This is a genomic window from Streptococcus sp. 3109 (assembly GCF_013276905.1).
Classification (GTDB): domain Bacteria; phylum Bacillota; class Bacilli; order Lactobacillales; family Streptococcaceae; genus Streptococcus.
On sequence record NZ_VMLY01000003.1, the window covers coordinates 13,567 to 26,915 of the forward strand.

Annotated in this window: 4 protein-coding genes; all 4 read right to left on the minus strand. The window is 40.1% G+C overall.

What is annotated here, in order from left to right; all coding sequences use genetic code 11:
* Window position 1: 1 nt before the first annotated feature.
* The gene (locus HT698_RS01885) at window positions 2-3,790 is read right to left on the minus strand and encodes a sugar-binding domain-containing protein (protein ID WP_173218787.1); all 3,789 of its coding nucleotides are present in this window, start codon (window positions 3,788-3,790) and stop codon (window positions 2-4) included.
* Window positions 3,791-4,015: 225 nt separating this feature from the next.
* Entirely contained in the window at window positions 4,016-8,938 is a 4,923-nt protein-coding gene (locus HT698_RS01890) for a ZmpA/ZmpB/ZmpC family metallo-endopeptidase (RefSeq protein WP_173218785.1), read from the minus strand.
* A gap of 202 nt (window positions 8,939-9,140) precedes the next feature.
* The gene (locus HT698_RS01895) at window positions 9,141-10,025 is read right to left on the minus strand and encodes an SPFH domain-containing protein (protein ID WP_025168872.1); all 885 of its coding nucleotides are present in this window, start codon (window positions 10,023-10,025) and stop codon (window positions 9,141-9,143) included.
* A 1,816-nt stretch (window positions 10,026-11,841) separates the two neighbouring features.
* Window positions 11,842-13,347 (minus strand): zinc ABC transporter substrate-binding lipoprotein AdcA, encoded by a 1,506-nt coding sequence (gene adcA / locus HT698_RS01900; RefSeq protein WP_109588237.1) that lies wholly within the window; start codon window positions 13,345-13,347, stop codon window positions 11,842-11,844.
* Window positions 13,348-13,349: the final 2 nt, after the last annotated feature.

The window sequence follows — 13,349 nt, forward strand, 5'->3', positions numbered from 1 at the left end:
ACTACTTCCTATCTACATTTTTCTTAACTTTTTTGGCATGCACTTGCAATTCTGTTAACGCTAGTGGATTTACCAAGTTTTCAAATCGAAGACGAAGGGCATAGGTTTCTACCTTGTCAAATTCAAAACGAAGCTCTTCAGCCTTGTCGCTTGAAACTTTTCGGATAGCTGATACAGGTCGCCAATTCTCCTCTTGTTTGAGCAGGGAATCCTTATCCAAATGATTGGGAGTCCGAGGCAAGCTAGGCTCATTCCCTACATAATAATCAATAAAAGTAGGCTCCATCGCCACGTATTCTTGATTCTCAACATAATACAAGGTCACATTATCCACAAATCGCGGTTTTAAAATCCCTGCATCTCCAAAAAGAATGCCCACGCTAGCTTGATCTGACTTAGCAATCCAAGTATTGGCTGTCGATTTCTTCCGAGAAATGACCTTGTCATTGAGGTAAGAGACTGGGTGATTCAGCTCTGAGTGGGAAGCAAAGACCAGAGGCAGATTGGACCCTGTCCATTGATTGGAAATGACTTCCCCATCTACACTGGCATCTGTCACATGAATAGTGACTGTTGCCGGCCACTCACAGCCCGCTACTTGTCCTGTGAGCACACATTCTCCTACCTGATCATAGATTTGAGGATTGAGTTCATCCCAAGTCACCTTGGCCGTATCTCTTCTGCCATCTGATAAGACTAGTTTAACTCGGTCTGGTAAGTGTGGAGCTTCCTTGACAAGCGTCCAGACCCTTTCAGGCTCAATAGCACAAATCCCTTGAACACAAACCTGAGCAGAAGCCTTTAAATCCAAACCCTCTAGCTGACCAGATACCATAAATTCATGAAATTTTTCCAAATCTTCTTTAGGAATTTCCTCCCAGACAACCTTGACTCGTTTTGCATCGCCTGACTCATAGTCCACCAAGACCGAGGACGGAAGCTGTGGATAAGTCCCCTTAGCTGTATACAAGCGAAGTGGTCGTACAGAAACTGCCTGCCCTAGTGAGCTATTTTCTGAGACCTGCAAATGAGTTTGATAGGTCTTTCCTTGATAAATGGCGCGAATAGCCAAGTCCCCTGCAGACAAGCAATGAAGCACTCCCTGCTTGATAATGGCGTGGGCACTGCCACTCATCTCCCAAATCACTTCACTATTCCCCACCTTGTTCACAGGGTTATCCACAGTTTGTGGATAAAGTCCAATGGCTGGGGAATCCCCTTCTTGTAATTCTGCCTGCTTGTTCACTCGAATCTCAAACAAGCGCTTATTTTTCACTGGTTGGGTAGCCAAAGCCTCTCCCACTAAGAGATCAAAACTTGCTGGCTCTAGCCCTCTGGCACTGGCCTTTACTCTGACTAGACCTGCCTGCTCCAAGCTCTGAACTAAGAGGACACCTCTGCCATGAAAGGCTTTCCGCTTAAACCGACCATTTTTCTGAGCCTTGTAACGTTCATGACTGGCCTGCCTGCCATTATCCACACCTACAATGCGAGCAGGGCCTTCAATTTCAAAATGAAGCTGATTGGAAGCAGTCGGAACCCAATTTCCATTCTTGTCCAATACATCAAAATAGAGATAGAGGAGGTCTTGCCCATCTGGCTCCAGTTGTGATTTCTCGGCATGTAACCCAATCTTAGCAGGCTTACCTGCAGTCACCACCCTATCTTCTGCCACAAGCTGACCTTGACGGTCATAAGCTACAGCACGCAATTCTCCCGGTTGATAAGCCAAACGCCATTCAAGATAGAGTTGGCCAGAACCTTCTCCCTCTTGGTATTTTCTACCGCCTGAAGTCCATTTTTCCTGAAAAGTCTTTCTGCCTTGGGATTTCCCATTGAGAAATAGCTCTACTGAACCAGCATTTGAATAGACTCGAACAGGGATATCCCCATACTTACCCACAACTTGTTGATAACTCTTGTGGATTTCCCAATTCCAGTGAGGTAAGATATGAACCATAGGCTGCTGATCTAGGTCCACCCACTGACTTTGGTAAAGATAATAGTCATTTTTAGGAATCCCTGCCGTATCCACGATCCCAAAATAGGAACTCTTTACAGGCGTGTCATTTTGATTGTGCCAAGGAGTCGGCTCACCTATATAGTCCACTCCTGTCCAGATAAACTGACCCGCATAGTCTAGCCGATTTCTATCTGCTATCCAAGAAGCCGTCGCCGTCTTCCCCCAAGGAACCCGATCATTGCCATAGTCTGACTGTTCAAAATTCCGCACGTGGCGATTATCCCCAACCCATTCCTTAGCTGGGCGAAAATAGCTATCACGCGTTCGGGTAGCCGATGAGGTTTCAGACCCGTAAAGTCGCCACTTGGGATGTCTTTTACGAATCCTATCAATATTATCTTCCGAGTAATTCAAGCCTACCACATCCAGCAAATCAGCAATCTTTTCATGACCTCCAGAACCATCTCCAAAGCGGAACTGGTCCATTCCCATGGTCACAAAACGGCTATCATCAATCTCATTGACCCTTTCCAGCAAGCGTTTAATAGTTTTCAATGAATGGGCATCGCCATTTGCTTCGCTGACTTCATTTCCCAAGGACCACATAAAAATCGCTGGATTGTTCTTGCCACGCTCAATCATAGTGCGCAAGTCGTAATCTGACCAGAAATCGCCTGCTTTCGCTTCTGGATGAGTCGCTTCTTCCTCAAAAAAGCGACCATAGTCATATTCTTTCTTGCCTCCATACCAGGTATCAAATGCTTCTTCTTGAATAAGTAGCCCCATTTTAGCAGCCACATCTAGCAAGATACTACTAGCTGGATTATGGGTGATTCGAATCGCATTGACGCCCATTTCCTTCATCTGGCGCAATCGTCTCTCGGCAGCTGACCTGTTTTCCACAGCTCCCAGAGATCCATAGTCATGGTGCAGACAAACTCCATGAATCTTCAACCAGCGACCATTTAGAAAGAAGCCCTTATCCGCTTGCCAATCTATATAGCGGTAACCAAAGCTCTCCTCTTCTTCATCAACCAAAATGCCATTTTTATAAAGGCGAGTCTTCAACTGATAGAGATGAGGATGGTCAATATCCCAAAGCAAAGGTTGGAAAATTGATATGGCTTGTTGGAAAGAATATTTGTCCCCAGACTCAATCACTAGAGAGTCTGTCGCCTGCCAGTCTGACAGCTGTTGTCCATCATACCAGATACTCTGTTCTAAATATACCGACACAGACTGAGGCCCATCATTTGAAACTTTACTTTCAAGCTGAGTTTCCACCCATCCATCTCTTTGCTCCTTGAGCTTGGGACTTTCTATCTTAATCCCATATAAATCCAGATGCACCAAATCTCTAATCAATAATTTTACTTCTCGGTAAACACCACTGCCCGAATACCAACGACTGCTAGGTTGCTTATTTTCCACAAAAACCGCAAGCTGGTTGGCTGTCCCATCGTTTCTTAGATAAGAGGTGATATCATAAGAAAAGGGTGTATAGCCATTGGGATAATAGCCCAGCACTTGCCCGTTAATATAGACTTGGGCATTCATGTAAACCCCGTCAAACAACAAACGCACCGATACAAGACTGGCATCTTCTTCCAAGTAAAACTGCGTCCGGTACCAAGCCTGACCCCCATTTAACTGACCACCCTCATTTTGCGCTGGCGAATAATGGTCAAAATCATTGTAAATACTCCAGTCATGTGGCACTTGAATGGCCTGCCAATTTCCCCTCTGAAAATCCGGTGCCAAGGCCTCTTCCTTCCCCATCTCTTGGCTAAAAAACCAGTGATTTCGTAAAACTTCTTCTCTTCTCATACAAGCATTCCTCTTTAAACGACTCGATTTACTTGACTATAGCACAAAACAAAAGCGCTTTCAAGACTTCCTCTATCACTCCCTAAATACTCAGAAAAGATTCTATAATTTGTGGAAAAGTCTGAAAATCACTCCATATTCAAGCAAACTAATAAAGTCAAACCTTACAAGAGCGCAAAAAAACACCTCTCTGAATGTTCATTCCAGAGAGATGTCCCTTTTGTCTTAACTATTGTAAATCGATTGTCTAAAGTCATCTGAATCTTTGAGATAAGCTTTATAAATCGCTTTTTTCAGTTTTTGAACGGGTGTTTCGATAAATTTAAACTTTTTAGCCGTTGTGTTTCCTGCTTTTATCTGGGCTAGTTCAGCTAAAACAGCTTTATTCATAAGCTCTTGTAATTTTTCTTTACTATCAATCACTTCTTCTTTTCCGTTGTAATTTATAGTAATTGGTTTTAACTTACCTAATTTCTCAACACGCTCAGTTATTTGCTCTTTTTTGAAAGCTGCGTAAGATTTTCCTAAAATGTTATCGAAAATATATTTATCAGATAGCGGTTTGCCTTCTTCTTCAGCTTGGTTTTTGTATTGATTTGACACATAAGGAACAAATCCTTCATAATAGCCCAAAGCTCCCATAAGTTCAAAAGCTTGTTTTCTAAAGGTGATATCCCCACTCATACCAGAGTCATTTTGACTAACACCATAAATGGTATCAAACATATCCACTAAATAATACCCATTAGCTTTTACATCACCTGTTGCATAAAATCCATTTATGATATAACGATTAACTAAAATATTATTGTCAATCAGACTATTGATATCCGATAGATCTCTCGCTTCATCTAGTGTAATTTCTGAGATTTTTTCACTGTTATGCGTAGCTTTAACCGCTGGATTTTTATATGTTACTGTCGCTCTAGTTCCTGTCGACGCAATTGGTGTTATTTTTTTGAAATATTTAGTTTTATCTTCTGCTGTAAGTTGTTTTGTTGCTTCCGCTTCTAAATAATCTAAACTATATAACACATCAAAACTTCCATGCATATAAGATTTCAAATCTGCAGCTGTTTTGAATCTATCTGGTGTTTTGTTGTAAAAGCCATTTTTCTTACTTTCATCGTAAACGAAGTTTAAGTTGAAATATGTATCTGTCTCTGGTGTGTATGAATTCTCGAAGATTCCTCTAGCATAAAACTCTGCCGCTGTACCATCTCGACGACCATGATTATTAAACAGTACTGTTCTGTCTAATAAATGCGTCATTTCGTGAGAGTAAGTCGCTGAACCTCTATCATCCAGAACTCTATCTATGAAGTAACGGACACCCACTCCATTCGCTTCTGCACCTACATTTTGCGATGGTGAATATAGCCCTAATGGCGTCATAAAGTCCTTAACCCCTTTATCTGCTGTAGGACCTGACTCTTTAGACCATGTTGTCGCTATTCCAGCAAACTCATTAGGCGTATATTTTTTCATCGTATCTACAATCACTCTACTTGTAACTAATTTAGAACGATTTTCTTCTTTTGTTATTCTGTATAAAGTGTCAACATAATTAGCCTGTCTTGTCGCAGTTAATTCTATCAATTCTTTAACCTTATTAAGCTCTTCGGTATACTTAGCTTTATTTGTTTTCTTTAAAGAAGTATCCATATACGTTCCGATGTTTCCGTAGGTTACCGTCGCTATGTTAGTTATAGCATACACGCTTGGTTCTTTAATATTTACCAAACCTAATAATGTAGCTACATTTTGTTGTCTTCTACTTTCAATTTGAAGATTTTCAGCTCCATATTTCTCAGGAGGAGTAGTTAATTTTGTATATAAGTCTACTTTTTCATCAGTTTTTTCTTTCGAAGCTTTTTCAACTACGATAGCTTTAGTCGCTTTCTTCAACCACGTATCACCATCCATATTAGTGAATGTAGTTCTGTTGTAATCTAGGAAATCTAATAATGTTGGTTTATCTGTAATTTTACCAAAGTATTTCTCAAATGTTTTTGGACTATTGGTTAATCTTAATTCATCATAACTCATAGACCCAAGGTGTGTTAACCAATCTAAAGCAGTAACCTCTTTCTTACCAAATGAGCTTGGATTATAAGCTAGAATATCACGGATATTGGTATCTCCAAAATCAATATTATAAAAACGATTGATATAGGATAATCCTAGTAATATTTTCTCTTTATTAGCTTCAATATCACCTTTTACTTTTTCTCTATTTTGTTGATTGTCACCTAAAATACTCAAGGTATGCGCCGCAACTTTTTTCAAACTAGCTTCTAAATCGGTTTTAGTCGCATCGAGTATTTCTTTAATCGATAATTTTTCAAGATATTCTTTTCGTAGAATTTCTCTTACTTCATCATCCCTTATCTGCGGCTGCGTTTTTTTCAACTCACTGCGTTTTTTATAAAAATCGCGGTCTATTTCTAAAGCCGGCGGAGTTAGTTGTGCTTTAAAGTTTTCATCTGTTAAGAAGTCTACAGACTTCATTTCTCTACTAGCTTCCGTCACATCCACTGCATTTTCTAACTCGCTATTTTCTGGCAATAGATGTGGTTTGTCTTCTTTAGTACCAACCAAGATTACTTTTTGTCGCATAGCTTTAGTTGTTTCAGTCTTCTCTACTGGATTTGATAACTCTCCTGTCTCCGGATTAACTTCATAAGTTTTAGTGACGGTTGTTTCCCCTTGCTCACCTGCATCTTCAACTACTTCTTTTCCTTTCGGAAGTTCAGGAACGTCTTTTTTCACCTCTGTAATTTCTATAGGTGATACTATCTTTTCTACATTTCCAACTTTTACTATTTTGTCTTTAGCTGGAGTGTTTTCTGTTGTAGTTTCTTCTGAAATAGCTCCTGTTTCTTGATTTACTGTGTATTTTGTAGTTGATACTGTACGCCCTTTTTCACCCGGTGTTTCTACTTTTTCCTTATAACTTAGCGTCTCATCTGCTACATATCGTGTTTCAAACGGAGTATCCTTTATTTCAACCTTAGACTTAGTTCCTACTGCCGTTATTTTCGCCTGCATTGACTTAGCGACTTTTGTCGTTACAGTCGGCTCAGTTAAGTCTCCTGTTTGTTCATTTACTTTGTAAACTTTTATTGTTGTCGTTTCTTCGTCCTGACCCTGATTTCTGACTTCTTTGACACCTTTATCAAGTGACTCATCCGCAACAAACTGTTCACCTCTTTTGACTGTTGATCTTGTTTCTTCTACATTCCCAACCTTAACAACTCTATCTACTGGATGTTTTTCTATCTTTGTTGAAGTGTTTTCTACTATTTTCCCAGTACTTTCATCAAAACTGTAAGAAGTAGTTGTCACTTCCTTACCATTTTCGCCTACTACTTCTACTCGTTGCTCTTTGTAATTTAAGGCTGGTGAAGCTTTATATGTTGTTTTATATTCCAATACTTTTTCTTTAGTTACTGGACTTGGGACAGTTGGTTTCTTCTGAGAATCTGACTGATCTTGAGGAGCTAAGGGGTCAGGCTGAGCAGTTGGTCCTGGTTCGTTTCCTTGACTTGGGTTGACCTCTGGAGATGGAGGCGTTTGTTCTGGTTGTTTTTGGGGTTCTTGTGGGGCAGACTCACCAACATCTTTTACCCCCTCAACTGAATTCTCCAGCTGGTTCTCCTCACCCTTTTGTTCCGCAGGAGATTGATCTTCTTCGCGTCCTGATTCCACGACTGGGCTTGCTGGATCAGAATCTTTGGTCTCAGCAGTTTCTTTAGAGGGTTGCTTAGACTCAGTACCTTGTTGGGCAAGAGTTTGATTTTCCTCACCCCCTGATTCCACGGCTGGGGTTGCTGGATCTGGTTGCTTCGGCTCGGCTTCGGGTTTGTCAGGTGTTTGTTTCTCGCCTGGTGTTGCTTCTGTACCCGGCGTTTCTTCTGCTCCTGGTCTTGGTTGTCCTATTCCATCAGCTGGTTTTGTCTCTGTTTCATTCTCTACTATTGGAGTTTTTTCAGGTTGAACTGGTCTACCTTCCTCAGATTTTGGTGCAACTTCTTCCTTAGTCCCAACTGCAATCACCTTGTCCACCGGCTCTTTTGTAATTATATTTTCTATAACTTTACTAGATTTTTCCCCATTAACGATAGTGACTTCCGTATAGATGGTGCGTTCACCAACAACACCTTCTTGAACAACTTTAGTTTGCCCTTTAGCTAAGGTTGCATCTTCTTGTTCTATCGTTTGGAAAGCAACCTCCTCTGTAGTGACTAGCAATTCTGGTTTCTCTACTGTGGCATTTAACACACCTTCCTCAGGACTTGTTTTATAATCACTATTATCTTCTGCTTTCGGTTGTTCTACTTGGGGATTTCCTGCAACTTCTTCCTTAGTACCTATAGATCCAATTTCAGCAGGAGCTTGTTTGCTTGCAGGAGCTTCAACAATTTTCTCAACTGCGTAGGATGGTTGAGGAGATTGCACAAGATCTTCAGTCGAGCTAAAATGAGATGCAGTCTGTGGTACAATCTTCTTAGATTGAGGTTCTGAACTGTCCTCCTTTTGAGATAATGCTGGCGACTCTACTTTATCAACAGAAAGTTCCTTGCTACCACTATCTCTTACCAAATAATATCCCGTAAATTCATATCCTTGGACTGTTTCAGGACTTGGTAAAAACTGACCTTCTACTCTCTTAACAAGGGCTGGTTGCAATTCTACCAGATTTTCTAAAGCAGAGATGGATGCTCCCCAACCACCAACAGCAAAGACTGTCACAAGGAAGTAAGACGCTCCCTTTTTTCTCTTGATTAAAGTGAAGGAAAGCAATAATAATCCTGCTCCCAAGATAAACATCCCATCATTAGAAAAAAGACCTGTTTCTGGTAATCTTGTAGCTAATTTTCGATAGATAAAGTAGTATTCTTTTCCCTCTTTTACCTCAATCTTATTTTCTTCAAACCATTGCAACTCAGATTTCAGCTTTTCAGATAAATCCTGCTCATCCAAATAATGACTTGAAATTAGTGTTGAATTCGTTTCTGTAGCCTGTACAGGTTGAGCACCCATACCAGCAAAAAATAAACTCGTTCCTAGCAAGACTGAACAAGCTCCTATTGCATATTTCCTCAAAGAAAAACGCTGCTTTCTCTCAAATTGAAATTCTTTCATCCCATCTCCCATCATTCATTATTACTGTATATTTAGTATATCAGAAATCGTTTGTATTCACAAATCTTTCTAGTTATTCCCTTATCATTCCAAGTTAAGGGCAACAACATACAATAATTTTTAGTTAAATGTATATCAATGTTCTTTGCTTTTCTTAACAAACGCAATACAAAAAGAGCCTGTTGCCAAGCTCTTTAATCTATTATTTCTTCTCAGCACGGAGGGCTGACAAGATTTGTGTACGGATATCATCCACACCATTTGGCGTATTTGGTAGAAAGATGGTTTGATTTCCTTTAGAGGCAAAGGTATTCAAGGTATCCAAGTACTGGTTAGTCAAGAGGATGGACATGATTTGTTCTTCTGTCATGCCAACATTGGCTTCCTTGAGTTCAGTGATAGACTCTGCCAATCCATCCACAATCGCCTTACGTTGTTGGGCAATCCCCACACCATGAAGACGGTCTTTTTCTGCTTCGGCTTCAGCTGCAGTGACGATTTTAATCTTATCAGCTTCCGCCAATTCTTGCGCTGCGACCCGCTTACGTTGCGCCGCATTGATTTCATTCATAGATTGCTTGACTTCTGCATCTGGTTCGACCTTGGTAATCAAGGTTTTCACAATAATATAACCGTAAGTAGTCATTTCTTCTGCTACTTGGTGTTGGACTTCAAGGGCAATCTCATCTTTTTTCTCAAACAATTCATCCAAGGTTAATTTTGGAACAGAAGAGCGAAGAGCGTCTTCGATATAAGATTTAATCTGAGATTCTGGACGCATAAGTTTATAGTAGGCATCTGTCACGCTCTGTTCATTGACACGGTACTGAGTCGCTACATTCATCATAACGAACACATTGTCCTTGGTCTTGGTCTCAACCACAATATCACTTTGCAGCAAACGCAACTGAATCCGCGCTGCAATCGAGTCAATCCCAAAAGGCAAGCGAATATGAATACCGCTATTGGCAACCTTTTGGTATTTCCCAAAGCGTTCAATAATCGCCACCGACTGCTGACGAACCACATAAACCGTACTCAGTGTGACTATCACCAATAGGAGCACACAAACAATCAGAAAAATCATGAAAAATATTGCCATAATGGAACCTCCACAAGTATTTTTCTAGTATTATAGCACATTTAAAGAAGGCTGTACCGTTTTTACTGCGATTTTTCCTGAAATGTCAATAATTAGAGATGAATTGTCCTATTGTCGTCTAATTTCTATCAATTTAAGTTACATATATTAGAAACCTTGCTCAGAATATTTCTAGCTCCGTTATTTATCCAAGTACTATCTGAACTTTTCAAGCTATGGCTAACTAAACAAAACAAATAACAGCTAACCCTTTAATAGGATAACAAAAACATCATTACAGTGAACCGCACTCCAATAGTTCAAGCATTAAGCAATGTTGATGATCTAAATTTATTGTGGTATACTATTTTTGTCATCGGTTACCGATTACGTTCCTATGGGTTCGTGAGAGGAGGTGAAACTAATGAGCCTTATCATAGAGCTCGCTCTTACTATTATAGCGGATGTTATAGCTGGAATTATCTTGTATTTCGTCTGCAGATGGCTAGATAGTAAGGAGTAGACCGACTGACTAGCCTATCAACACCCGTTAAATCGCTAAGATACGTCAAAAAAGCCCTTAACTACGGCAATAGTTAAGGGCTTTGGTGTTCTAATGAACCTTATCAATTAACTATATTCTAGCATATAATCTACAATAGTTCAAGCATTAAGTGAGGTTGATGATCTAAATTTAGTGTGGTATAATACTTTTGTCATCGGTTACCGATTACGTTCCTATGGGTTCGTGAGAGGAGGTGAAACTAATGAGCCTTATCATAGAGCTCGCTCTTACTATTATAGCGGATGTTATAGCTGGAATTATCTTGTATTTCGTCTGCAGATGGCTAGATAGTAAAGAGTAAACCGAGTGACTAGCCTATAAACACCCGTTAAATCGCTAAGATACGTCAAAAAAGCCCTTAACTATCGCACTAGTTAGGGGCTTTGGTGTTCTAATGAACCTTATCAATTAACTATATTCTAGCATATAATCTACAATAGTTCAAGCATTAAGTGACCTTGATGATCTAAATTTAGTGTGGTATACTATTTTGGTCATCGGTTACCGATTACGTTCCTATGGGGTCGTGAGAGGAGGTGAAACTAATGAGCCTTATGCCTGAGCTTGCTCTTACTATTATAGCGGATGTTATAGCTGGAATTATCTTGTATTTCGTCTGCAAATGGCTAGATGGTAAGAAGTAGACCGACTGACTAGCCTATCAACACCCGTTAAATCGCTAAGATACGTCAAAAAAGCCCTTAACTATGGCAGTAGTTAGGGGCTTTGGTGTTCTAATGAACCTTATACACTAACTACATTCTAGCATATAAGCCCAGATATTTCAAGAGTTTTATTTATTATTTAAAGTTCCTTAGTTCTGAAAGGTATTTGATTTTTCATCAATTCATTTAAAAATACTATACAAATTTCTTTACATTTTCCATAAGTGTGATATAATGGACTCAATAAGATAACTTGTGAAGGATAAACGCTGGGTCCCAGAATGGGGTAGACTGAAAGGTTGAGCATTCCTATGTGCCTGGGGTTATCTTTTTATTTTGATTTTTTAAGGCTCTCTACAAAGTTTAGAGGGTCTTTTTCTATTCCTGTAGAATATACCAAAACACCCCTTAACTATGGCAGTAGTTAGGGGGTAGTATTCTAATGAACCTTATCCGATAAAATCATTCTAACATATAAGCCCAGATATTTCAAGAGCTTTATTTATTGTTTAAAATTCTGAAAGGTCTATAATGAAGTTAGCCATCTAGTATCAAAAAACCGACTAGCTCCTATGAACTAATCGGTTTCTCATCAATGCGCCAACATTTCTTGGGCGATTTCTTGTCCAGATAGGTTATCTGGGTAATAGGTTGGCCAGTTATCCATTTCTTCAAAGAGGGCTTCTTGGCTTGTGCCTCCAAAGAAAATATGGAAATGTTCTGCCTTAACTGGGGCGATATTGTGGTCACTAAACTGAACATACTTGAACTGTCCAGCATCCGCATCCGTGGCTTCAAAGAGGAAGCGCACACCACGATTGCCTTTCTTATAAGTCAAGATTTTCTTGCCGACATACTTGTAAGTGTATTTCTTACTTTGTCCACCTTGAACAAATTCCATAGTATTATCAGTAATGTTGATCTTAGTGACATCTGTCTGATAGCCTTTTGTATAGTAAGCCTTGTATTCAGCCTGAGTCATCTTACCAGTCAACTTAGCCTTGTAGTCAAAGACTTGGTCAAACGTACCATCTTCAAGGAAAGGATAAACTGATTGCCAGTTACCTGCATAGTCACTCAAGGTGCGATCCTTGACAGCTGCATCCTCGAAGTAACCATTTTGAACTGTTTTGGTATCCTCTGCCTTTTCAGGCTCGATTGCTGGGCCTTCTTGGTCTGTTGTTTGTTTCAAAGCTTTGAGGTTTTTCTCCATGATAGAGATATAATTTTCTCCCGCCTTGGTGTCCTCTTCTGTCAGACTTTCTAAAGGATTGAGGACATCTGTTTTGACACCTGCTTCTTTTGAAAGTGTGTTAGCAAGAGCTTGTGAAGCATTTTCTTCAAAGTAGATATAGGCAATTTTATTTTTCTTGACGTACTCTGTCAACTCTGCCAAACGAGCAGCTGATGGTTCTGCATCTGGAGAAAGACCTGAGATTGCGACTTGTTTGAGTCCATAGTCCAAAGCAAGATAGTTAAAGGCAGCGTGCTGAGTCACAAAGCTCTTTTGTTTGGCTTGAGACAAGCCTTCTGCATAAGCCTTATCCAAGGCTTGCAATTTTTCGATATAGGCAGCTGCGTTCTTTTCAAAGGTCTCTTTTTTATCAGGATAATCTGCTGACAAGCTATCACGGATGTGCTCTACAAGTTTAATGGCACGGACTGGTGATAACCAAACATGGGGGTCAAACTCATGGTGATGGCCTTCTTCTCCATGGTCATGGTCTCCCTCTTCTTCCTCACCACCTGGCAAGAGCAACATATCGCCTGTCGCCTTGATGGTTTTCACTTTTTTCTTATCCAAAGTATCTAGCAATTTAGGAACCCATGTTTCCATATTTTCATTTTCATAAACGAAGGTATCTGCGTCTTGGATTTTGGCAACTGCCTTGGCAGAGGGTTCATATTCATGGGGTTCTGTCCCAGCACCGATGAGGAGTTCCACATTAGCAGTATCTCCTGCGACTTGCTTGGTAAATTCATAGACAGGGTAAAAGGTTGTCACGATATTGAGTTTGCCATCTGCCTGTTTTTGATGGGAACAAGCCACTAAAAACAAGGCACATAGACTGGCTAGTAATAAGCTAATTTTTTTCATCT

Excerpts from the sequence above, each read along its gene's own strand:
- adcA (WP_109588237.1), bottom strand. The coding sequence starts at position 13,347 with ATGAAAAAAATTAGCTTATTACTAGCCAGTCTATGTGCCTTGTTTTTA.
- HT698_RS01885 (WP_173218787.1), bottom strand. The coding sequence starts at position 3,790 with ATGAGAAGAGAAGAAGTTTTACGAAATCACTGGTTTTTTAGCCAAGAG.
- HT698_RS01890 (WP_173218785.1), bottom strand. The coding sequence starts at position 8,938 with ATGAAAGAATTTCAATTTGAGAGAAAGCAGCGTTTTTCTTTGAGGAAA.
- HT698_RS01895 (WP_025168872.1), bottom strand. The coding sequence starts at position 10,025 with ATGATTTTTCTGATTGTTTGTGTGCTCCTATTGGTGATAGTCACACTG.